The sequence below is a fragment of the Streptomyces lichenis genome (genome assembly GCF_023218175.1).
In the GTDB taxonomy this organism is placed as follows: Bacteria; Actinomycetota; Actinomycetes; order Streptomycetales; family Streptomycetaceae; genus Streptomyces; species Streptomyces lichenis.
The window spans coordinates 230291-253607 of record NZ_JALPTH010000003.1; the positions used below are offsets into that span (position 1 = coordinate 230291).

At 75.8% G+C, this 23317-nt stretch carries 15 protein-coding genes; 8 read left to right on the plus strand and 7 right to left on the minus strand.

Features of this window, described 5'->3' with window-relative positions; genetic code table 11:
• Nucleotides 1-143: 143 nt before the first annotated feature.
• The 3 genes from prfB to M1O15_RS04705 all read right to left on the minus strand — a co-directional run bounded on the left by prfB (nucleotide 144) and on the right by M1O15_RS04705 (nucleotide 4570).
• Nucleotides 144-1250 carry a peptide chain release factor 2 gene (gene prfB, locus M1O15_RS04695; RefSeq protein WP_248631891.1) on the minus strand — a complete coding sequence of 369 codons (1107 nt, stop codon included), beginning with the start codon at nucleotides 1248-1250 and terminating at the stop codon, nucleotides 144-146.
• Between the two features lie 126 nt (nucleotides 1251-1376).
• On the minus strand, nucleotides 1377-2612 hold the full coding sequence (locus M1O15_RS04700) for a serine/threonine-protein kinase (RefSeq protein WP_248631892.1): 1236 nt from the start codon (nucleotides 2610-2612) through the stop codon (nucleotides 1377-1379).
• Nucleotides 2613-2812: 200 nt separating this feature from the next.
• A complete protein-coding gene (locus M1O15_RS04705) occupies nucleotides 2813-4570 on the minus strand; it encodes a serine/threonine-protein kinase (protein ID WP_248631893.1) in 1758 nt (585 codons plus the stop codon).
• A 498-nt stretch (nucleotides 4571-5068) separates the two neighbouring features.
• Here M1O15_RS04705 and M1O15_RS04710 point away from each other — a divergent pair, with 498 nt between their 5' ends.
• Complete coding sequence (locus M1O15_RS04710; protein WP_248631895.1) at nucleotides 5069-8485, plus strand: FHA domain-containing protein; 3417 nt, start codon at nucleotides 5069-5071, stop codon at nucleotides 8483-8485.
• 190 nt (nucleotides 8486-8675) lie between these two features.
• Here the strand turns inward: M1O15_RS04710 and M1O15_RS04715 are convergent, their stop codons facing one another.
• Nucleotides 8676-9623, minus strand: a complete 948-nt coding sequence (locus M1O15_RS04715) for a LysR family transcriptional regulator (protein ID WP_248631897.1) — start codon at nucleotides 9621-9623, stop codon at nucleotides 8676-8678.
• A 207-nt stretch (nucleotides 9624-9830) separates the two neighbouring features.
• Between M1O15_RS04715 and M1O15_RS04720 the strand changes: the two genes are divergently transcribed.
• From M1O15_RS04720 to M1O15_RS04750, 7 genes are all read left to right on the plus strand, one after another.
• Nucleotides 9831-10748 carry an NAD(P)H-binding protein gene (locus tag M1O15_RS04720; RefSeq protein ID WP_248631899.1) on the plus strand — a complete coding sequence of 306 codons (918 nt, stop codon included), beginning with the start codon at nucleotides 9831-9833 and terminating at the stop codon, nucleotides 10746-10748.
• Nucleotides 10738-11103, plus strand: coding sequence for a darcynin family protein (locus M1O15_RS04725; protein ID WP_248631900.1), 366 nt, complete (start codon nucleotides 10738-10740; stop codon nucleotides 11101-11103). The genes M1O15_RS04720 and M1O15_RS04725 overlap by 11 nt, the downstream gene beginning before the upstream one ends.
• Nucleotides 11104-11397: 294 nt before the next feature.
• Complete coding sequence (locus tag M1O15_RS04730; protein WP_248631902.1) at nucleotides 11398-12267, plus strand: LLM class flavin-dependent oxidoreductase; 870 nt, start codon at nucleotides 11398-11400, stop codon at nucleotides 12265-12267.
• 403 nt (nucleotides 12268-12670) lie between these two features.
• Complete coding sequence (locus tag M1O15_RS04735) at nucleotides 12671-14047, plus strand: ABC transporter substrate-binding protein (protein ID WP_372499351.1); 1377 nt, start codon at nucleotides 12671-12673, stop codon at nucleotides 14045-14047.
• 4 nt (nucleotides 14048-14051) lie between these two features.
• Entirely contained in the window at nucleotides 14052-15419 is a 1368-nt protein-coding gene (locus M1O15_RS04740; protein WP_248631905.1) for a carbohydrate ABC transporter permease, read from the plus strand.
• Nucleotides 15416-16327 (plus strand): carbohydrate ABC transporter permease, encoded by a 912-nt coding sequence (locus tag M1O15_RS04745; RefSeq protein WP_248631906.1) that lies wholly within the window; start codon nucleotides 15416-15418, stop codon nucleotides 16325-16327. The genes M1O15_RS04740 and M1O15_RS04745 overlap by 4 nt, the downstream gene beginning before the upstream one ends.
• 151 nt (nucleotides 16328-16478) lie before the next feature.
• The gene (locus M1O15_RS04750; protein WP_248631907.1) at nucleotides 16479-18800 is read left to right on the plus strand and encodes a bifunctional glycosyltransferase/CDP-glycerol:glycerophosphate glycerophosphotransferase; all 2322 of its coding nucleotides are present in this window, start codon (nucleotides 16479-16481) and stop codon (nucleotides 18798-18800) included.
• 46 nt (nucleotides 18801-18846) lie between these two features.
• Here the strand turns inward: M1O15_RS04750 and M1O15_RS04755 are convergent, their stop codons facing one another.
• The 3 genes from M1O15_RS04755 to M1O15_RS04765 form a co-directional block, all read right to left on the minus strand.
• Complete coding sequence (locus tag M1O15_RS04755) at nucleotides 18847-20529, minus strand: glycosyltransferase family 2 protein (protein WP_248631909.1); 1683 nt, start codon at nucleotides 20527-20529, stop codon at nucleotides 18847-18849.
• On the minus strand, nucleotides 20526-22790 hold the full coding sequence (locus tag M1O15_RS04760; RefSeq protein ID WP_248631911.1) for a CDP-glycerol glycerophosphotransferase family protein: 2265 nt from the start codon (nucleotides 22788-22790) through the stop codon (nucleotides 20526-20528). Before M1O15_RS04760 ends, M1O15_RS04755 begins: the two co-directional genes overlap by 4 nt.
• 62 nt (nucleotides 22791-22852) lie before the next feature.
• Complete coding sequence (locus M1O15_RS04765) at nucleotides 22853-23227, minus strand: DMT family transporter (protein WP_248631912.1); 375 nt, start codon at nucleotides 23225-23227, stop codon at nucleotides 22853-22855.
• Between the last annotated feature and the right edge of the window lie 90 nt (nucleotides 23228-23317).

Consider the following 23317-nt stretch of genomic DNA (forward strand, 5'->3'; position numbering starts at 1 on the left):
CCACCGCTCATTTCCTTGTCGACAAAGCGAGAACCCGCACGTCAGACCGCTTGCTCCAGCGAATCGCGCGGACGGGACTCCGGATACGCGGGAGGCGGGGCGGCCGGTCGTCCGGCCACCCCGCCCCGAGCGAAGGTCCTGGCTTACTTCTCCTGCTGCTTGCGCCAGCGGATCCCGGCCTCCAGGAAGCCGTCGATCTCGCCGTCCAGCACCGACTGCGGGTTGCCGACCTCGAACTCCGTCCGCAGGTCCTTGACCATCTGGTACGGGTGGAGGACGTACGAACGCATCTGGTTGCCCCAGGAGTTGCCGCCGTCGCCCTTGAGGGCGTCCATCTTGGCCTGCTCCTCCTGGCGGCGCCGCTCCAGCAGCTTGGCCTGGAGCACGTTCATCGCGCTGGCCTTGTTCTGGATCTGGGAGCGCTCGTTCTGGCAGGAGACCACGATGCCGGTGGGGATGTGGGTGATGCGCACCGCGGAGTCGGTGGTGTTGACGCCCTGGCCGCCGGGGCCGGAGGCGCGGTAGACGTCCACCCGCAGCTCCGTCTCGTCGATCTCGACGTGGTCGGACTGCTCGACCACCGGGAGCACCTCGACGCCCGCGAAGGAGGTCTGGCGGCGGCCCTGGTTGTCGAAGGGCGAGATGCGCACCAGGCGGTGGGTGCCCTGCTCGACGGAGAGCGTGCCGTAGGCGTACGGGGCCTTGACCACGAAGGTGGTCGACTTGATGCCGGCCTCCTCCGCGTACGAGGTCTCGTAGATCTCGGTGCCGTAGTTGTGCCGCTCGGCCCAGCGCAGGTACATCCGCTGGAGCTGCTCGGCGAAGTCGGCGGCGTCCACGCCACCCGCCTCGGCGCGGATGTTGACCAGCGCCTCGCGCTCGTCGTACTCGCCGGACAGGAGGGTGCGCACCTCCATCTCGTCCAGCGCCTTGCGGACGGCCGTCAGCTCCGTCTCGGCCTCGGCGCGCGTGTCGGCGTCGTCCTCGGCCTCGGCGAGCTCGAAGAGCACCGCGAGGTCGTCGATGCGCCCGCGCAGCGCCTCCGTCTTGCGGACCTCGGCCTGGAGGTGCGAGAGCCGGCTGGTGATCTTCTGCGCCGCCTCCGGGTCGTCCCACAGGGACGGGGCCGCGGCCTGCTCCTCCAGCACGGCGATGTCGGCCCTCAGTCTGTCGAGGTCCAGGACGGCCTCGATCGACCCCATGGTCGAGGAGAGGGACTTCAGCTCTTCGGATACATCGACGACTGCCACGGGACCAGCGTAACGGCTCGCGCCGACACCCCGACCGCCCCGGCCGGTCCCGCCCCTTCCGGGGCCCCCGGCGGCACGGCCCGCCGCGGCCTGTCCCGGCCTCGCGGACCGGCGCCCCCGGGGGGCTCAGGGCTGGGCGGGGGCGGACTGCTTGTTGTCCTGGGGCGGGGCGCCGGGCTCGTCCCCGTTCGCGGCGAGGAAGCCGCCCACCCCGGCGGCCGCGGCCAGCGCGAGGGCGGCGACGCCGAGGGCGATCCGGCGCTTGCGGACCGCACCGGCCCGGTTGCGGGCGGAGCCGGGGCGGCGGGCGCCGGAGGGGCGGGGCGCCCGGGCCGTGCCGTGCGGGCCGCCGGACAGCTCGTCCGGGGCGGGCACCCGCATCGAGGTGTGGGTGTCGCGGCCCGAGTCGATGGACGACCCGGGCACCAGCGGCACCGCGGCCCGCCGGGGCGCGTTCGGCAGGGTGGCGTACGGCTCCTCCGGGTACCCCTCCTCGGCCGGCTCGGCGTCCGGCTCGTCCACGTCCAGCGGCGGGATGCCGGCCACCAGCGGGGCCAGCTCGCGCAGCCGGGCGGCCAGCTCGGAGGCGCGCAGCCGGGAGGCGGGCGCCTTGGCGAGGCACTGCACCAGGAGCTGCCACAGCTCCTCGGGGATGCCGGGCAGCGGGACGACGGTCTCGGTGACATGGCGGCGCAGCACCGCGCCGGGGTGGCCGCCGCCGAACGGGGTGAACCCGGCGAGCAGCTCGTACAGCACGGTGGCCAGCGCGTAGATGTCCACGGCGGCGCGCGCAGGCAGCCCCTCGACGATCTCGGGGGCCAGGTAGTCCGGGGTGCCGATGATCCTGCTGGACTTGGTGCGGCCCGGGGTGTCGATCAGCTTGGCCACGCCGAAGTCGGTGAGCAGCGCGGGGTGCGCCCCGCCGGGGCCGAGCGGGCCCTCCATGTCGAGCAGGATGTTCTCCGGCTTGACGTCCCGGTGGACCACTCCGGCGGCGTGCGCGGCGGCCAGGCCCTCGGCCACGTCCGCGGCGATGGCGACGGCGGCCTCGGGGGCGAGCCGGCGTTCCCGGTCCAGCCGGGTGCGCAGGTCGGTGCCGCGGACCAGGTCCATGGCGAGGGCGAGGTCGTTTCCGTCCACGATCAGGTCGCGGACGGTGACCACATGGGGGTGGTCCAGTCCGAGCAGGGCGGTGCGCTCCTGGACGAACCGCCCGACGAGCTCCTGGTCGGAGGCGAGGTCCTCGCGCAGGATTTTGATGGCGACGGGCCCCTCGGGCCCCTCGCCGAGCCATACCGTCCCCGCGCTGCCGCGGCCCAGGATCTGGTGGGCGGTGTACCGGCTGCCGATCTTCCGTGCCAAGACTGCTCCCTCAGCGGCTGGCGTTCTGCACCAAGTTACGCGGCTGGGAGCGCGATCACGCACCCGCGAGGCGAAAACACGCCCTGGAAGTCGACAAAGCGACCAAGTCGCCTCTCACCACGGGGAATGCCCGGAGGAGACGCGACGGCGGCCGCCGGCCCCGGTGGGGGCGGGCGGCCGCCGTCGCGGACGGGCCGGCGCTACTGCGGGGACTTCGGGGCGGACCCGCCGTTGCCGAGGTCGGAGATCCAGTCGGTGACGGTGGAGACACCGTCACCGATGGCCTCCCAGAAGCTCTTGCCCTGGGCGACCCAGCCCTGGAGCGGGGTGAGCTCCCAGACCAGCCAGCCGGCGACGAAGAGCAGGACCAGGGTGAAGAGGCACCCCTTGAGGCAGCCCAGGCCGGGGATCCGCATCGGGTTGGCGCTGCGGCGGCGCGGCTCCCGAGGCTCCCTCGGCGGGCGGGGCTCCCGGGCCGGCGGCGCGGGGCGCTGGGGCGCTGGTGCGGGTCGCTGCTGGGGCTGCTGATACGGCTGGGGGTGCTGCGGCTGCTGCTGGTACTGCTGAGGCTGCTGGTACTGCTGGGGCGGCGGCGGGGCGTACCGCTGCTGCGGGCGCGGCTGCTGGTACGGCTGCGGCTGCGGGCGCTGGGGCTGGGGCTGGGGCTGCTGGTACTGCTGGGGCGACTGCGGCGGGGCCTGCCGCTGGGGGCGGCGGCGCAGCGGGTCCTGGCTGGGGTCGAGGTACTGGACCTGGGTCTGGTCGTTGCGGTCGCGGGCCGCGCGGAGCTGGGACTGCCAGGGGTGCGGGTCCTCGGAGCCGGGTCCCGGCGGGCCGTCCGGCCGGGGCGGTACGGGGGGCATGACCGTGGTCGGGTCGGCGCCGCCGCCCTGCCCCGGGCCGCCGGACGGGCCGCTGGTGGGCAGCACGCTGGTGGCGGCGGCCGGGTCGTACTGGCCGGGGTGGCCGCCCTGGGGTCCGGCGGCGCCGCTGGGCAGCACCTGGGTGGGGTCGGCGGCGCCGGGCGTCTCGGGGACGGGCGCCGGGTCCGGGTCGGGGGCCAGCAGCGCGCCGACCCCCTCGGCGGCCTCGATCTGGGCGGGTGTGGCGTGTACCCCGATGCCGGCCGCGACGGTCCGCAGCCCGCGGGCCAGGTTCTCGGCGCTGGGGCGGCGGTCGGGGTCCTTGCTGAGGCAGCGCTCGATGACCGTCCACAGCGGGCCGGGCACCGTGGAGGGGCGGCGCGGCTCCTCGCTGAGGTGGCGGTGGAGCACCTCCAGGGCGGTGCCTCCGGCGAACGGCGGACGGCCGGTGAGCAGCTCGTACAGCAGGATGCCGGCGCCGTAGATGTCCACCGCGGAGGTCTGCGGGCGGCCCTCGGCGGACTCGGGCGCCACATAGGCCGGGGTGCCGACGAACTCGTGGGTGCGGGTGAGGCCCGGGGAGTCGGCGAGCCGGGCGATGCCGAAGTCGGTCAGCATCGGGTGCATCTGGCCGGCCCGCTCGGCGAGCAGCACGTTGGCGGGCTTGAGGTCCCGGTGGACCACCCCGTCGGCGTGGCTGGCGGCGAGCGCGTCGGCGATCTGCGCGGTGAGCAGCGCGGCGGCGACCGGGGTGAGCGGGCCGTTCTCGCGCAGATAGCGGTGCAGGTCCGGGCCATCGACCAGGTCCATGACGAGGGCGAGCAGATCGCCCTCCACCACCAGGTCGCGGGTCCGGACGATGTTGGGGTGGGTGAGCCTGAGCAGGACGGAGCGCTCCCGCAGGAAGCGCATCACCACGTCCGCGTCGTTGGCCAGCTCCTCCTTGAGGACCTTGATCGCGACGGTCTCGCCGGGCTGCCCGGGGACGGCCGCCTCGGCGCCCGCCGTCTGGTTCTGGCGGGCGCGCCAGACGGTGCCCGTGGCACCCCGCCCGAGCGGCTCCTCCAGGAGGTACTTGCTGCCTACCGGCCGCACGTCATGCGCTCCCTGCGATCGTGGTCCCTGCCTGTCCGGGTGCCCGTGGGGCCCGCCCGGGTGTCCGACCCACTGTAAGGCCGAGGGCCCGCGGGCGGCCGCTCGTCCTGCCGAGCGGACCGCCGGGTGGACCGCCGGGCGGATCACCCACCGGACCTCCGCGGACCGGACGCGGCGGACCGGACTGGTACGAGGAGGCAGACGCGTACCCCAGGGCTGCCGGTTGCCTCCCGGCGCCCGCCGGGGAACGCGGCGAACGGGCGGCTTGCGACCGCATTCCGCCAGTGACCGATCATTCAAGATCATTTTTGACCGGCTCCCGGGCGTGTTGTCAGTGGCAGGTGCGAGGATGCCCCCAGCACGCGCGCCCAGGGTCGGGAGCCCGGCCGTGTGCCGACGTGACCGGGACGACGTGTCCACGGCAGGAGGGGGACGGGGCCGCACCCCAGCCTCCCCTCCGGCGGTGGGCGCGCCGCGCAGAAGGGACCGCTGACGGCGATGCAGATCCGGCTGACCGTCCTCGCCTCGCCCCCCGGCGGCCAGGCCGCGCCGCGCGCCTGTGACGTGCTCGTCACCGCCCCCGCCGGGACCGCGCTGGCCGCCGTCGCCTCGGGGCTGGCCTCCGCCGTCTCGGGCGCCGACGCCTCGGCCGGTGTGGTGCTGTACGCCGGGGGCGAGCGGCTCGACGTCCAGCGGCGGGTGCTGGGGGAGCCGCCCCTGGTGGACGGCGCGGTGCTGACCCTCCAGGTCCCCGGCGAGGACCACGCCCCGCCGGACGGCGCCCCCGCCCGGCTCCATGTGGTGGCCGGGCCGGACGCGGGCGGGGTCCATCTGCTGCACGGCGGCGAGATCAGGATCGGCCGCTCGGCGGACGCCGACGTACCGCTGGACGACCCGGACGTCTCCCGGCTGCACTGCGCGGTCACCGTCGCCGAGGACGGCCGGGTCGCGGTCGCGGACCTCGGCTCCACCAACGGCACCACGCTGGACGGCGCCCCGGTCGGCCCCCGCCCGGTGCGGCTGGCGCCCGGCGCCCTGCTCCGGCTCGGCGAGTCCTCGCTGCGGCTGGCCACCGGCCCGTCCCCGGACGGCCCCCCGCTGCCCACCACCCCGGACGGCGAGGGCCGGCTCCGGGTCCACCTCCCCTCCGTACCGGAGCAGCCGGGCCGGGCGGACCGGTCGGACGCGGCCGAGCGGGGCGCCGACCGGGCCGGTGAGGCAGTACGGCGGCCCGGTCCGCCTCCCGCCGCACCGCGCACCGGCGTCCCGATCGCCGCCGGTGCGGAGCCGGTGATACGGGTCCGGGTTCCCCACCAGTCCGCCCCCCGCCCCGACGGGGCCGGCCCCTCCCACGGCCCGGCGTCCGGCACCCACGGCCCGGCGTCCGACATCTACGGGCCCGCATCCGGCTCCCCCGGACCGGCGTCCGATTACCGACCCGACGCGTCCGGCACCCACGGACCGGCGTCCGATACCCACGGGCCGGCGTCCGGCTCCCACGGGCCGGTGTCCGGTTTCCACCCCGATGCGGCCGGCACCGCCTCCGGCACCGGCCGCACCACCGCCGCCGCGCCCTCCGCCCGGCCCGTGGACCCGCGGTCCGCCATGACCCACACGACTCCCACCCCCCAGGCTCCGGCGGACCACTCCGCCCCGTCCGACCCCCGCCGGGCCGTGAGCGGCACCCATCGGGTGGACTCCGGACCGGACGTCCTTCCCCCCGCCACCGAGGCGGCGGGGCCCCGCAGGCGCGGGATAGGGGCCTGGGCGCGGCGGCTGGCGGGCGGCCGGGAGGAGGCGGTGGCCGGACCGGGCGCCGCCCCCGAGCGGGGCACCGCCCCCGGGGCCGTACCGCATCCGGCGGACGGGCCGGGCGCGGACACCTGGCCGGACCCCGCCGCCGTACTGCTCACCGCGCTCGGCCCCGGTCCGAGGCTCTGGGAGCGGGGCCCCGGCCATCCCGAGGAGCTGGTGGTCCGGCTCGGCACGTCCGACCGCGCGGAGCTGGCCGCCGTACCCGTCACGGTGGGGCTGCGGGAGGCCGGGGCGCTCGGGCTCGCCGGACCCCGGGCCCGGCTGCTCGGGCTGGCCCGCTCGGTGGTCGCCCAGCTCACCGCGCTGCACGCGCCCGGTGGTCTGGAGCTGGTGGTGGTCGCCGGGGCGGCCCGCGGCCGGGACTGGTCCTGGCTGGGCTGGCTGCCGCAGCTGCGGCCCACCCAGGGCCAGGACTGCCGGCTGCTGCTGGCGTACGACCGGGAGCAGGCGGCCGCCCGTACCGGCGAGCTGGTCCGGCGGCTGGACGACGGACCGCTCGGCCCGGGCTGGGCGAGCGCCGACCGCGCGGCCGTCGCCGAGGCGGCCGCCCGGTACGAGGGGCCGCGCACGGTCCTGGTGGTCGATGGCGACCCGGGGAGCGCGGCGCTGCGGGAGACGACCGCCCGGTTGGCCGCGGCCGGGGCGGCGTCCGGTATCCATCTGATCTGCCTGGCCGAGACCCCGGCGGCCTCCCCGGCCTCCCCGGTGGACGCGACCTATGAGACGGCGTGCGCGGCCTCGCTGCCGTTCCGCGAGTGCGGGGCGGCGGCGCTGCTCTCCGGTGATGTGGCGACCGCGCTGCGGCTGCTGCGTACGGCCGGGGGCAGGCCCGCCGGGCACGGCACGGTCGGCACGGTGGACGCGGTGTCGGCGGCCTGGGCGGAGCGGTTCGCCCGGGCGCTGGCGCCGCTGGGCACCGACGAGCCGGACGGCGGCACCGGGCTGCCCGGGGGGCGGCGGGCGGCGGCCGTGGCGCTGCCCCCGTCCGCCCGGCTGCTGGACGAGCTGGGGCTGGCCCGGGCCACCCCGGCCTCGCTGATGGCCCGCTGGGCGTCCGCCCCCGACGGCACCGCGGTGCTGGGCGCCGGGCCGCGCGGGCCGGTCACCGTGGACCTCACCGTGGAGGGCCCGCATCTGCTGGTGGAGGGCCCGGCGGCCAGCGGCCGCACCGAGCTGCTGCGCGCGGTGGCGGCCTCGCTGGCGGCGGCCTCCCGCCCGGACCGGCTGGGGCTGCTGCTGGTGGACGGGGCGGGTGCCGGGCGCGGCGAGGGGCTGGCCCCCTGCACCGAGCTGCCCCATGCCACCCAGCACCTGGTCGCCTCCGATCCGGTGCGGATGCGGGAGTTCGCCCAGGCGCTGGGCGCGGAGCTGAAGCGGCGGGCGGAGCTGCTGGGGCGCCAGGAGTTCACCGAGTGGCACCAGCAGCGGGAGCTGGCGGAGCGGATGGTGGGCCAGCGGCGCCCCGGCGGCCAGGGCGGCGGGGACCTCGACGCCCCGCCGACCGGCACCCTGCGGCTGCGCCCGGCCGCGCGCGGCGCCGAGCGGGAGGTGCCGCCGCCGCTGCCCCGGCTGGTGGTGCTGGTGGACGACTACGACGCCCTGGTGGCGCCCGCGCTGGGGGCGCCCGGCCGCCCGGCCGCCGGTTCGGTGGTACGGGCGCTGGAGGCGGTGGCCCGGGACGGCCACCGGCTCGGGGTGCACCTGGTGGCGGCCTCCGCCCGCCCCGACCGGACCGCCGACACCGAGCTGGTGCGGGGGGCGCGGCTGCGGGTGGTGCTGGACGCCCCCGCCGGCGGCCCCGGCCCGGACAGCCCCGCCCCGGGGCGCGGCCGGCTGGGCCACCCGGACGGCCGGGTCACCCCGTTCCAGGGCGGCCGGGTCACCGGGCGCATCCCCCGTACGGCCACCCAGCGCCCCACCGTGGTGCCGCTGGACTGGGCCCGCATGGGCGACCCGCCCACCCGCCGCCCGGTCCGCGAACTGGGCAACGGCCCCACCGACCTGGCCCTCCTCGCCAGCGCCCTGGACCGCGCCGCCCGTTCGGTGAACGCCACCCCCCTGCCGCCCCTGGTGCCGACGGCCCCCAGCGGCCGGGCCTGAGCGCCCGCGTACGCCGGGCGTCCGGCATCGGCGCGCTGCCGGTTTCCCGCGTCGCGCCCGAGTGCCCCTCGGGCCCGCGCCGTTCGGCATCGGCGCGCTGCCGGCCTCCAGCGGTCGGGCCTGAGCCGACCGCGGGCACGGGGCGCCACGGCCGCCGGGCCGGGCGGCCTCGGCCGTCAGCCGCAGGGGCTCAGTCCTCCCGCCTCGGGCGGAGCACCCGGCGTACGGCGTGCCGCAGCCACTGGTGGGCCCCGTCGGCGCTGTACCGGGGGTGCCAGGCCATGCCGATGGTCAGCGCAGGCAGCGGCAGCGGGATCTCCAGCAGCCGCAGCCCCATCGCCCGCGCCGTGTCGCCGAGTGGTGAGGGGGGCTCGCCCGGCAGCGCGGTCGGCACCAGGCAGACCGTGTCGCCCGCCGCGGCCAGCGCCATCGCCGCCAGATGCCCGGGCAGCACGGCGGCGACCCGCCGTTGGAGCCCCCGCTCGGCGAGGGCCGCGTCCAGGGGGCCGGTGGGGCCGCCCCGGCGGCTGACCACCACATGCTCGGCCGCGGCCAGCCGGGCCGGCGTCAGGGCCCCGTCGGTGAGCGGGTGCCCGGACCGGACCGCGGCCGCCATCCGCAGGGTGGCCAGCTCCTCCACCCGGGTCTCCGGGTCGGCGTGGTCGATGACCCCGACCTCCAGGTCGATCCGGCCCTCGCGCAGTGCGGCGCCCGCCTCCCACTCCTCGGCCAGCACCCGCAGCGAGACGCCCGGCGCCTCGCGGCGGGCCAGCGCGAGCAGCCCCGGCGCCAGCGCCGCGCCGACCAGGTCCGACGCCTGGACGGCGAAGGTACGCCGCAGTGCGGCCAGATCGACCCCGTCGCCCGGGGTGAGCAGGTCCTCCAGCCGGCGCACCACCGCGGCGGCCTCATCCCGCAGCGCCTCGGCACGGGGTGTGGGCACCATCGCCTGTCCCGCCCGCACCAGCAGCGGGTCCTGGAGCACCCGGCGCAGCCGGGCCAGGGTGCGGCTCATCGCCGCGGGCGAGGTGTGCAGCCGCGCGGCGGCCCGGGTGACGCTCTGCTCGGACAGCAGGGCGTCGAGCGCGACGGCGAGGTTGGCGTCGAGGTGCGGGACCGGGCTTCTCACCAGCGTCATTCCGTTTCGGGCAAGGATCGGTTGCTGAAGTTCCCATTGTGGCAACGCGATGGGGCTCCGCAGGATGGAGGGGCCGCACCGATCCGACGCATCGAGGCACATCGCAGCGGCATACCGACGCCGGCGTACCCGTCCGCATCGGCGTACCCACCGGGCGCCGAAGTGCCGGTCCGGCGCGCCCACCCCACCCCAGACCGCGAGGTTTTCATGATCGTCATCACCGCCCCCACCGGGAACATCGGCCGGCGGCTGCTGTCGCTGCTGGTCGAGGCCGCACCCGCGCACGGAGAGGAGCTGCGCGTCGTGGTCCGCGACCCCGCCCGGCTCCCCGAGGCCGTACGCGGACGGGTCGAGGTGGTCACCGGCTCGCACGGTGACGCCGCGACCGTCGAGCGCGCCTTCGCCGGGGCCGACGCCGTCTTCTGGCTGGTGCCGCCGGACGCCTCGGCCACGCCCGACGAGGCGTACAGCGGCTTCACCCGCCCGGCCGCCCGGGCCTTCGCCGCCCATGGCGTCGGCCAGGTCGTCGGCGTCTCGGCGCTCGGCCGCGGCACCCCGCAGGCCGCCCGGGCCGGGCTGGTCACCGCCACGCTCGCCATGGACGACCTGATCGCCGGCTCCGGCGTCGCCTACCGCGCCCTGGCGAACCCGTCCTTCTTCGAGAACCTGCTGGAGGAGGCCGACTCGATCCGCGACCACGGCGTCTTCACCGACACCGCCGCGGCGGACCGCCCGGCCCCGATGGTGGCCGTCGCCGACATCGCCGCGACGGCGGCCGGGCTGCTGCTGGACCGCTCCTGGACCGGCGTCGGCAGTGTCCCGGTGCCCGGCCCGCCGGACCTGTCGCCCGACGACCTGGCCCGGATCATGACCGAGGTGCTGGGCCGCCCGGTCCGCTACCGGCGCCGGCCGCTGGACGAACTCCGCTCCGCCCTGCTCGGCCACGGCCTCCACGAGGCGTTCGTCGACGGCGTGGTCGAGATGAAGCGCGCCAAGGGCGAGGGCCTGGACGCGGGCGTCGACCGCTCGGCGCGGCCGGGTCCGGCCACCACCTTCGCGCAGTGGTGCGCGGACACCCTCAAGCCCGCCGTCCTCGCCGCCCCGGAGGCCGCCGATGCCCGCTGACCGCACCCCGGCGCAGGTCACCGCGTTCACGCTGGTGAAGACCACGCCCGAGTGGCTGGCGATGACCGTGGCGGAACGCGTCCACGCCTTCACCACCCAGGTCGTCCCGGTGATCGAGGCCCGCACCCAGGGTGTCCGCTCCCGCTTCTACGACACGGAGTTCTACTCGGCGCGGGTCACCGACGTCTGGGTCTGGGAGGCCGACGACCACGAGGCCTACCGGCTGCTGATCGACGCCTTGCGTGAAACCCCCTTCTGGGACCGGTACTTCGAGGTCGTGGACCTGCTCGTGGGCGTCGAGAACGGCTACGCCCGCAGCTACGGCCTGGACCCGGTGGCCACCCTCGCCACCTGACGCCCTCCCCCACCGGCCGGTCCGACCGCCCCCGGTGGGAAAAGGCGTTGCCGGTCCGTGAGCGCCCGCGTTAGCCTCGCCCTACTTCGAACGCGGACGCTCTCCGGAACCACAGCCGCAGCACGGGAGCAGGGCCACGCCATCGCGCGGGACCACGGAGGGGCGGCGCCCATTCGGCACGCCCTCCCGAGGAGTCCTCCCATGAGTTCCATCAGTTCCGCGATTCCCGCGAGTTCCCCGAGTTCGCTCAGTTCCCCGGGCCCCGCCCGTCTCCCGCATCCGCACCCGCGCCCCGTGAAGGTCGGCCTGGGCCTGCCCGTCGGCGATCCCGCGGCCCTGTTCACCTGGGCGCGGCGCGCCGACGACGGGCCGTTCAGCACGCTGGGGCTGCTGGACCGGCTGGTCTTCGACAACCCGGAGCCGCTGGTCACCCTGGCCGCCCTCGCCGCCGCGACCCGCCGGGTCCGGGTGCAGACCGAGGTGCTGCTCGCCCCGCACCACACCACCGCGCTGCTCGCCAAGCAGACCGCGACGATCGACCGGCTGTCCGGTGGCCGCTTCACCCTCGGGGTCGGTGTCGGGGGCCGGGCCGACGACTGCCTGGCCGCCGGGATCGACATCCGCCGCCGGGGCCGCCGCCTGGACGAGCAGCTGACCGCGCTGCGCCGGACCTGGTCCGGTGAGCCGTACGGCGAGGGTGTCGGCCCCATCGGCCCGGCGCCGGTGACCCCCGGCGGCCCGGAGGTGCTGGTCGGCGGCTTCGCCCCGGCCGCCCTGGACCGGGTCGGCCGGTTCGCGGACGGCTTCCTCGGTGCCGCGCTGCCGCCGCGGTACCTGGACGGCCTGTTCCGCGCGGCCGAGGCGGCCTGGCAGCGGTACGGCAGGCCTGGCCGCCCCCGTCTGGTCGCCCAGGCCAACGTGGTCCTCGGCCCGGAGCGGACCGTGCGGGACGCCCGGCACCGGCTCCGCTCCTACTACGCCTTCACCGACCGGGCCGACCACATGGTGGACGGCCTGCTCACCACGGCCCGGGCGATCCGGGAGGCGGTGGACGGCTTCGCCGCGATCGGCGCCGACGAGGTGATGCTCTACTGCTGGTCCTCGGACGCCGGCCAGGTCGAGCGACTGGCCGACACCCTCTTCCCGGCCCCGCCCCGCGCCTGAGCCACGGCGAAGGGCCACCGCTCGACGCCCACCAGCGCCGCCGCGCAGCCCTTCGCCACCCCCTGCCCGGACCGCCGGCTAATGGCCCCTCCTTGGCCACCGCCCGCAGCCGCACCACCCTCGCCACCTGACGCCCTCCGCGAGGGCGACCCACTCCGCCTCCGGCACCTCGTCCTCGTGCGCCCGACCCGTCCGGCTACCCCCGTCCCGCCCCGCCCATCCGTCCCGCCACGGTAAATCCCGGCACTGACAGGGGAGTTGCGCGCCCGACGTCACGACCGGATCACGATGCGCCGGTTCCGGGCGGAGGCGGTATTGCGGGGCTGTTACGCCGGGCGTACACCTGGGCAACACGCAGACGGGTCCGGCAGGGACGGGGGCACCGATGGTTGCAACTCACCACATCCGCACGGCTGTTCGCTCACGCAGGGCCGCGGTGGCGCTCGCGGTGGCCGGGGCGCTGGCCCTGGCGGGCTGCGGGGACGGCGGCGGGGGCGACGGCGGCAAGGACGGTACGGGGCCGGGGCAGAGCCCGAGCGCCCAGCGGCCGGGCGTCGAACTGCCCAAGCTGAACGGCAGGTCGGTGCAGGTGGTCGCCGTGTGGACGGGGCCCGAGCAGGAGGCGTTCGGCAAGGTGCTGGCCGAGTTCGAGAAGCGGACCGGCGCCAAGGTGAGCTATGTGCCGACCCAGGACGCCATGCTCAACTACCTCGGCACCAAGATCGCGGGCGGTTCGCCGCCGGATGTGGCGATGCTCCAGCAGGTCGGCGCCCTGAAGCAGGCGGTGGAGCGCAAGTGGGCCAAGCCCGCGGGCGCCGAGGCCACGGCGCAGCTGGAGAAGAACTACGGCGAGGGCTGGCGGGAGCTCGGCGCGGTGGACGGCACCCAGTACGGGGTGTACTTCAAGGCCGCCAACAAGTCGCTGGTCTGGTACAACACCGCCGTCTTCGAGGCGGCCGGGGTGGCGGAGCCGAAGACCTGGAAGGAGCTGCTGTCCACGGCCGAGACGGTCTCCGCGTCCGGGGTGACCCCGGTGTCGGTGGGCGGCGCGGACGGCTGGACGCTCACCGACTGGTTCGAGAACGTCTACCTCTCCCAGGCCGGGCCGGAGAAGTACGACCAGCTGGCCGAGCACGAGATGCCGTGGACCGACCCCTCGGTGGCCAAGGCGCTCACCACCCTGGCCGAGCTGTTCGGGCGGCAGGAGCTGATCGCGGGCGGCGCGGCCGGGGCGCTGCAGACGGAGTTCCCCGCCTCGGTGACCCAGACCTTCACCGGCGGTGACACCCCCAAGGCGGCGATGGTCTTCGAGGGCGACTTCGTGGCCAGCAACATCGCCGAGACCGAGGCGAGGATCGGCGAGGACGCGAAGGCCTTCCCGTTCCCGGCGGTGGGCGCGGACGCCCCGGTGGTGACCGGCGGCGACGTGGCGGTGGCGCTGACCGCCAACCCGGCCGCGCAGGCCCTGCTGACCTTCCTCGCCTCCCCCGACGCGGCACGGATCTGGGCGTCCCAGGGCGGCTTCGTCTCCCCGAACAAGTCCCTGGACCCGGCCGCGTACCCCAACGAGGTGCAGCGGGAGATCGGCAAGGCGCTGATCGACGCGGGCGACGGCTTCCGCTTCGACATGTCGGACCAGATGCCGCAGTCCTTCGGCGGCACGCCCGGCAAGGGCGAGTGGAAGGCGCTCCAGGACTTCCTGAAGAACCCCGAGGACGTCAAGGGCACCCAGGCCCGCCTGGAGGCCGACGCGGCCAAGGCGTACGGGAAGAAGGACTGACGCCATGGCGGGGTCAGACACCCCGGCAGGCCGCGGCGGCACCAGCCACGTGCACGGCACCGGCGGCACCCGCCGAAAGGCGGCCGGCAGCCGCACCGGCGTCGCCGCCGTGTTCCTGCTCCCCGCGCTGGTGCTGCTGGGCGCGCTGGTGGTGTACCCGATCGCGTTCTCCGTCTACCGGTCCTTCTTCGACGCCTCCGGCGACTCGCTCGCCGGGAGCGGCGGCTTCGGCAACTACGTGGAGATCTTCACCGACGACTCCATCCTGACCGCGGTGAAGAACAACATGATCTGGGTGGTGCTGGCCCCCACCGTGGCCACCGCCCTCGGTCTGGTCTTCGCGGTGCTGACCGAACGGGTGCGCTGGGGCACCGCGTTCAAGCTGGTGGTCTTCATGCCGATGGCGATCTCCATGCTGGCCGCCGGGATCATCTTCCGGCTGGTGTACGAGCAGGACCCCGAGCGCGGGGTGGCCAACGCCGTCTGGGTGGGGGTGCACGACACCTTCAGCGAGTCGGCCGGCTACCCCAAGGCCCGCCCGCTGCCGGTCCATCCGCTGGAGGCGTCCGGCGGCGGGGCGTTCACCACCAAGGAGCCGGTACGGGCCGGTACGCCGGTGAAGCTGCCGCTGGTCGGGGTGGCCCCGGCCGACATGCCGTCGGACGCCCGGCCCGCGAAGACCCCGGCGGCCTCCCCGGACCAGGTCACCGGCACCGCCTGGCTGGACTTCACCCGGGGCGGCGGCGGCAAGCCCAACACCGTGGACGCCCAGGAGCGCGGGCTGCCCGGGCTGACCGTGGAGGCGGTCAAGGACGGCCGCGTGGTGGCCACCGCCACGGCGGGCGGGGACGGGGTGTTCACCCTGCCCGCCTCCGCCGACGGGGCGCTGCTGCGGCTGCCCGCCGCCAACTTCCGCGAGCCGTACAACGGGGTGGACTGGCTCGGCCCGTCCTTCGTCACCCCGGCGATCATCGGATCGTACGTGTGGATGTGGGCCGGGTTCGCCATGGTGCTGATCGCCGCCGGACTGGCCGCCCTCCCCCGCGAACTGCTGGAGGCGGCCCGGGTCGACGGGGCCAACGAGTGGCAGGTGTTCCGCCGGGTGACGGTGCCGCTGCTGGCGCCGGTGCTCGCGGTCGTCCTGGTCACCCTGATGATCAACGTACTGAAGATCTTCGACCTGGTCTTCATCATCGCGCCGGGCTCGGTCCAGGACGACGCCAACGTCCTCGCCCTCCAGCTGTACCAGTCCTCCTTCGGCGCGGACGCCGACCTCGGGGTGGGCAGCGCCATCTCCGTACTGCTGCTCCTGCTGGTCATCCCGGTGATGGTGGTCAACATCCGCCGTATCCGGAAGGAGGCCCGGCGATGAGCGACGCACTCGCGTCCACTCCCACCAGCGCGCAACCGAAGGCGGCGGGCAGGGCCCGTCCCTCGCTCGCCGCCCGGGTGGCGAGCGCCGCGGGAGGCGGCGCACTGCGTGTCTTCCTCCTCCTGGTGGCGCTGTTCTGGCTGATGCCGACCGTCGGGCTGCTGCTGTCCTCGCTGCGCGACCCGGCCGACATCGCGGCCGGCGGCTGGTGGACGGTGTTCACCGAACCGGCGCAGATCACCGCCGAGAACTACTCCGCGCTGCTCTCCAACGACACCGTCACCGGCTCCCTCCTCTCCACCGTCATGATCACCGTCCCCTCGACCGTGCTGGTGGTGGTGGTCGGCGCGCTGGCCGGCTATGCCTTCGCCTGGATCGACTTCCCCGGCCGCGACTGGTGGTTCCTGCTGGTCGTCGGCCTGCTGGTGGTCCCGGTGCAGGTGGCCCTCGTCCCCGTCTCCGAACTCTTCGGCGCGGTGGGGCTGTTCGAGACCACCGCGGGCGTGGTGCTGTTCCATGTGGCCTTCGGGCTGCCGTTCGCGATCTTCCTGCTCCGCAACTTCTTCGCGGAGATCCCGCGCGAACTGCTGGAGGCCGCCCGGCTGGACGGCGCCGGGGAGATCCGGCTGTTCGCCCGGGTGGTGCTGCCGCTGGGCGGCCCGGCGATCGCCTCGCTCGGCATCTTCCAGTTCCTCTGGGTGTGGAACGACATGCTGATCGCGCTGATCTTCGCCGACTCCGACTCGCCGCCGATCACCGTGGCGCTCCAGCAGCAGGTGCGCCAGTTCGGCAACAACGTGGACGTCCTCGCCCCCGGCGCGTTCGTCTCCATGGTGATCCCGCTGGCGGTCTTCTTCGCCTTCCAGCGCCACTTCGTCAACGGGGTGATGGCCGGCGCGGTGAAGTAGCCCGCTGCGGGCAGGACGGCGGCGGTACGGGTACGGGGTCCGGGCACCCCGTACCCGTACCGCCACGCCCCGCTCCCCCGGATGCCGCATCAGCGTCCCCCGGTTGCCGCCGTCGACGTAACCGGCCCCGCCCGACGGGCGTTCTGGGTCCATGCCCCGGTTCAGCGTGATCGTTCCCGCGTACGAGGTCCAGGCCTATCTGCCCGAGTGCCTGGAGTCGGTGCTCAGCCAGTCGTTCGACGACCTGGAGCTGATCGCCGTCGACGACTGCTCCCCCGACGGCTGCGGCACCGTCATCGACGAGTACGCGGCCCGGGACCGCCGGGTCGTCGCCGTCCACCTCCCCGCGAACACCGGTCTGGGCCCCGCCCGCAACGCCGGACTGGCCCGGGCCACCGGCGATTACGTGCTCTTCCTCGACGGCGACGACACCTTCGTCCCCGGGGCGCTGCGGGCCGTCGCCGAGCGGCTGGAGCAGACCGGCGACCCGGAGCTGCTGGTCTTCGACTACGCCCGGGTGTACTGGTCCGGGGAGACCGTCCGCCACGAGTTCCGGACCTATCTCCACCAGGACGGCCCCGCCCCCTTCCCGCTCACCGACCGCCCCGGGCTGCTGCGGGTGCTGATGGTGGTCTGGAACAAGGCCTACCGCCGCGACTTCCTGACCCGCGAGGGCTTCACCTTCCCGCCCGGCTTCTACGAGGACACCCCGTGGACCTACCCGGCGCTGATGGCCGCCGGGACCATCGCCACCCTGGACCGGGTCTGCGTCCACTACCGGCAGCGCCGCACCGGCTCCATCCTGCGCACCACCAGCGTCCGCCACTTCGAGCTGTTCGACCAGTACGACCGGGTCTTCGCCTTCCTGGACTCCCGGCCCGAGCTGGCCCGCTGGCGGCCGGTGCTCTTCCGCCGGATGGCCGACCACTTCACCTCCGTCTTCACCGCCCCCGGCCGGCTGCCGCGCGGCTCCCGGGCCCGGTTCTTCCGCCGCGCCCGCGCCCACTACCGCCGCTACCGCACCCCCGGCGCCACCCCGGGCGCCACCACCCGGCTGCGGCACGCCCTGGTCCGGCTGGGCAGCCGCCGCGCCTTCACCGCCCTGGTCGCCGCCCGCACCCTGCTCAAGGCCGCCCTCCACCACACCGCCGCCCTCACCCACCTCACCCGCGGTGCCCTGCTCCAGCTCCACTACCGCACCCAGCTGCTCCTCCCCGTCCGCCCCGACCGGGCCGTCTTCGCCGCCTACTGGCACCGGGGGTACGCCTGCTCCCCCGCCGCCATCGAGGAACGGGTGCGCGAACTCGCCCCGCACATCCGCACCGGCTGGATCTGCGACCCGGCGCACGCCCACACCGTGCCGCCCGGCACCCGGCGGATCGCCCCCGGCACCGCCGCCTACTGGACCGCGCTGGCCCGCTCCCGCTACCTGGTCAACAACGTCAACTTCGACCGCCGGCTGGTCAAACGGCGCGGCCAGCTGCTGCTCCAGACCCAGCACGGCACCCCGCTCAAGCACATGGGCCTGGACCTGATGCACCGCCCGGCCGCCGCCCGCACCATGGACTTCACCCGGCTGCTCGCCGCGGTGGACGGCTGGGACCACCTGCTCTCCGCCAACCGCCACTCCAGCCTGGTCTGGCAGCGGGTCTATCCGGCCGCGTACCGGCTGCTGGAGTACGGCAGTCCCCGCGCCGACCTCTTCCACCGCGCCACCGCCACCGAGGTGGCGCTGCTCCGCGAGTCCCTCGGCATCCCCGAGGGCCACACCGCGCTCCTCTACGCGCCCACCCACCGCGACTACGTCCACCCCCAGCCCCAGCTGCTGGACCTGGACCGGCTGCTGGCCGTGCTCGGCCCCGGCCACACCGTGCTGGCCCGCCCCCACCCCACCCACGGCACCCCGCTGACCTGGACCGACCCCAGGATCATCGACGTCTCCGCCCACCCCTCCGTCGAACGCCTCTGCCTCGCCTCCGACGCCCTCCTCACCGACTACTCCTCCCTGATGTTCGACTACGCGGCCCTGGACCGGCCGATCGTGCTGCACCTCCCCGACGACCAGGCCTACCGGGCGGCCCGCGGCACCTACCTCGACATCACCGCCTGCCCGCCCGGCGCCGTCGCCCACGACGAGGACGAGCTGATCGCCCTCCTCACCTCCGACCGCTGGCGGGACGCCCGCGCCGCCCGCCTCCGCGCCGCCTTCCGGGCCCGCTTCTGCCCCCACGAGGACGGCCGGGCCGCCGAGCGGGTGGTCCGCCACCTCTTCCTCGGCGAACCCCCCGAGACCCTGCCCCCCGCCACCCCCCTGGACGCCCGCCGCCCCGCCCCCGCCCTCGGAGCCCTCAACCGCCCCCGAGACACCCAACCCGCCGAGGTCCCGGTCGGCGGCCCGGCGGCCGGTAAGGCCCACGTCCCCACCGACCCCCCGGCCGCCGCCCCCGTCTTCCCGGCCCCCCGCCCGGACTGACCGCCCTCACCCCCGTACGGCCGCCCTCACCCCCGTACGGTCGGCCTCATCCCCGTACCAGGAGACGGGCCGCCCGCCGTACCGGATCGGGGCGCAGTACGGGGGTGAGCAGCCGGCCCATCGCCCCGTCCGGGCGCCAGCGCAGTTGCAGGCGGCCGGCGCCCCGGCCCTCGGGCTCGACCAGGACCCGGTGGCGGGCGGCGCCGGGCAGCTCGAAGGGGGCGAAGTCCAGCGGGGCGAGCAGCACCCCGGTGTTGCCGCGCCGCCCGGGGCCGCTGCCCCGCAGCAGCTCCAGCACCGGGTGGCGCACGCCCCGGAAGCCGTACGCGGGAAGGGCGGCGTCGGCCGGGCGGAGCCGTACCGTCCCGGTGAAGACCCCGCGTCCGGCCGGGTCCATCCGCAGTGGCACGGTGAACCACCGCCCGGCGGGGGCGAGATGGAGGCGGGCGGCGAGCGGGGCCAGCGGCAGCCGCAGCCCCGGGTCGTACGTCCGGATCGCCAACTCGACCGCGCCGTCGGCCCGGTCCGGCTCCACGGCGGTGATCTCGTGCCGGAACCGGGCCGCCGTGAACGGGCAGCCGGGCAGGTCCCATTCCGTCACGTCCAGATCGGCGCGGGCCGCCACCGTGTCGGGCACCCGGTCGCCCCAGTAGACCCGCCCGTCCGGCCCGGTGGCCGTCTCACGCGGACCGACCTCGTGGGCGAGCCCGCGCGCCGCCTGCCGGGCCTCCTCGTACCGCCCCTCCCGCAGCAGCCCCAGCACCGCCCGGTCCACCCGCCCCAGCCGCTCGAACGCGTCCGCCGACAGCGGCTCCACACATGGCAGCACCTCGGCGGCGAACTGGGCCACCCACTCCGTCTCCCGGTACGGCAGGTCGCCCGCGTACAGCCGCAGATCGTGCGAGAGGAACTTGAAGTCCCGCTCCCGGCGCACCGCGAGCGAGACGCCCTGCTCGGCGAGGAAGGCGTCGATCCGGCGGGCGATGGCCACCCGGTCGCGGACGTTGGCCATCAGATGGCGGCGGTTGGAGATGGTCGCCGCGCCCGGACGGGCCGTGGAGTCCACGTACCAGCGGTAGACCGGCTCGGTGATCACCCGCAGCGCCCGGGCCAGGGTGTAGGCCTGGGCGCTGAAGAGCTGGTCCTCGTAGTGCAGGCCCTCGGGGAAGCGCAGCCCGTGCCGGTCCAGGAACTCCCGGCGGTACATCTTGTTGGTGGACAGCGGCTCGAACAGCAGCCCCGGCTCGTCCTCGATCCCGCGCACCGTGCGCCGCTGCCGGAACAGCGCGGGCATCCAGCGCGAGACCGCCCCGCCGCCCGGCCGCACCCGCTCCACGGCCCCCATGGTGAAGTCGGCGTAACCCTCCTCGGCGTGGCCTCCATGTGCCGCCAGCAGCAACTCCACTGCTCTGGGCGGCAGTTCGTCGTCACTGTCCAGGAACATCACGAACGGGGTGCGGGCCTCGGCCAGCCCCCGGTTGCGGGGCACACTGCACCCGCCGCTGTTCCGCTCCAGCCGCAGCACCCGGATGCGGGGGTCCCGCGCCGCCAGCTCGGCGGCCACCTGCGGGGTGGCGTCCGCGGAGTGGTCGTCCACCACCAGGATGTCCAGGTCCCGGTGGGTCTGCGCCCGCACCGAGGCGATCGCCCGGGGCAGCCGCTCGGCGTCGTCGTACACGATGACGATGACGGTCACATCGGGGAGGGTCAGGCCGTGGGCGGCGGTCATCGGGAGGCCTCCTGGTTCGCCACGGGGGCGGCTTCGCGTGCGGCCTCCTCGGGGGTGGGGGCCGGGGTGCGGCGGGCCAGGGGCAGCACCGGGGGCAGGCTCTCCTCGCCCTCGCCGAGGAAGACCCGGCGCACCACCCGCTCGGCGGCCCGCCCGTCGTCGTAGGCGCAGAACCGCAGCCGGAAGTCGTGCCGCAGCTTGGCGGCGGCCTCGTCGCACCAGCCGCCGTCCGTCAGCACGGCCGTCAGCTCGTCCTGGCCGCGGGCGACCGGCCCGGGTGGATCGGCCGTGATGTCGAAGTAGACCCCGCGCACGGCCCGGTAGGTGTCCCAGTCGTCGGCGAGCAGCACGATGGGCCGGTCCAGGTTGGCGTAGTCGAACATGATCGACGAGTAGTCGGTGACCAGCGCGTCGGCGGCGAGCGCCAGGTCCTCCACCGGGTCCCACCCGGTCACGTCCAGCACCCGGGGGTGGGCGCCCCGGGGCCCGGCGGGCCAGGGGTCGGGGGCGTGGAAGTAGTGGCCGCGCACCAGGAGCACGGTGTCCTCGCCCAGCTCCTCGGCCAGGCGGTGGAGGTCGAGGCGGGGCACGGGGCGGGCCTCGTGGTCGCGGTGGGTGGGCGCGTAGAGCAGGGCGCGGGTGCCGGGGGCGAGGCCCAGGCGGGCGCGGGCGGCGCGGACGTCGGCGGAAGTGGCCCGGTAGTAGACGTCGTTGCGCGGATAGCCGTAGTCGAGCGACTGGTGGCCGGAGGGGTAGGCGCGCTGCCAGACCTCGGTGGAGTGCGGGTTGGCGGAGAGGCTGAAGTCCCAGCGGTCCACCCGCTCCAGCAGCTTGTCGAAGTCCAGGCCCCGGGCGGCGGCGGGGTGGTCGTGGAGGTCGACGCCCATGTGCTTGAGCGGGGTGCCGTGGTGGGTCTGGATGTGCACGCTGCCGGGCCGTTTGCGCACCCCGTCGGGGAAGTTGACGTTGTTGACCAGGTACTTGGCGCGGGCCAGCACCTCGGCGTGGCGGCGGCTGCCGGGCACCACATGGTCGGTGCCGGGCGGCAGCAGCTCGACGTGTTCGGCCTCCACCACCCACACCCGGCGGATGTCGGGCGCGAGTTCGGCGAGCTCGGCGGCGATGGCCGCCGGGTTGCAGGCCACCCCGCGCCCCCAGTACGCGGAGAAGACGGCCAGGTCGGCGTCGAGCGGGCGGGCGAGGGCGATCCGGCGCCGGAGGGCGGTACGGGCGGCGGTGGCCCGTCCGGCCCCCGCGCCGGCGAGCGAACGAGCGGTGCGGCGGCGGTCGTTGGCGGTGCGGAGCAGCCGGTAGCCGAGGGGGAGGTCGCGGGCCAGCAGCAGGTGCCGGACGCCGTCGAGCCCGCCGGGGCGGGGGTGTCCGGCGGGGCGGTACTCGGCGGTGTGCCGGGCGGCGCGGCCGAAGAACTCCCTGATCAGCGCGGGCGGCAGCTCCTCGCGGCGGGCCAGGGTGGCCAGGTAGTCGGCGGTCATCCGGTCGTAGAGCCGGGCCCGGACGGCGGCGGGCGCGTCGGCCGCCACCGCGAGCTGGTGCAGCGCCTCGTACTGGCCGAAGACGGCGAGGGGCGTCGCGGCCCCGCTGCCGGGCTGGGTGGGGCGGTCGCGGTGGCGGACCAGGGCGGCGGTGCCGCAGCGGGCGGCCGTCCGGGCCAGCAGCAGGACCGCGTACGACAGATAGAGCGCGTCGTGCCCGTCGGTGTCCAGCAGCCCGGGGTGCTCGGTGAGCAGCCCCCGGCGGATCACCCGGTCGCCGAGGAGCGGGGGGACGTCCAGCAGTTCGGGGTGGTCGGCCAGGGTGGTGGTGGCCGGGGCCGAGGTGAGCAGGTCGGTGGCGGTGCTGGGCACGGCGGGGTCCCACCAGTGGGCGGTGAGGTGGTCGCAGAGCAGGACGTCGGGGGCGGGGGCCTTCCGGCTGAGCAGCCGCTCGGCGAGCGCGTCCGCGGCCCCGGCCGGGAGGCGGTCGGTGGCCGGGTCGAGGAACTGCACGTACTGCCCGCGCGCCGACCGGACGGCGGTGGCGCGGGCGGCGGCGGCCGTGGTCCCGGCGGGCACGGTGAGGACGGTGAGCCGGGAGTCGGCCAGCTCGCGGCGGGCGGCGAGGGCGAGGGCGGCCGGGTCGTCCCCGGGGACGGCCACCACGAGGTCCAGGGTGTCGGAGTGCTGGGTGGTGAGGCTGTCCAGGCAGGCCCGGAACCGCCCCAGGGGCGCCGGGCCGGACACGATGACGCTGAGGGTGGGCATGGCGGCGGGCCGCCTCCTTCGCGAGTCGGGTCGGATCGGTGGGGCCCTGGTCGGCCAGGGGGCTAGCTCCGCTGGCCGCAGAAGACAGTGACCAGGCCGGCCACCACGAGCAGCGAGCCGGCCCAGGTCCAGGGCGAGGTGCGCTCGCCGAGCAGGCCGACGGCGGCGAGGACCACGACGAGGTAGCCGAGGGCGTTGAAGGGATAGGCGATCGACAGCGGCACCCGGGCCAGGGTGGACATCCAGGCGACGGCGGAGGCTGCGAAGACGGTCAGGCCGACGATCACCCACGGGGTGGTGGCGGCCCGTGCGGCGAGGGAGCCGCCGGCCGCCGCGGCGGTGGCGGCGGCGGTCTTCATGCCGTGCTTGAGCATGACCTGCCCGGCCGCCGAGGAGAACACGGCGAAGAGCAGGAGCAGCAGGCTGGACAGGGTCAAGGCGGACCGCCTTCCGGGCGCGGGAACGGAGGACGGGGCGGGGGGAGGGGAAGCGGGCGGGGTACGGGGACGGGGTGCCGCCACGGGGGC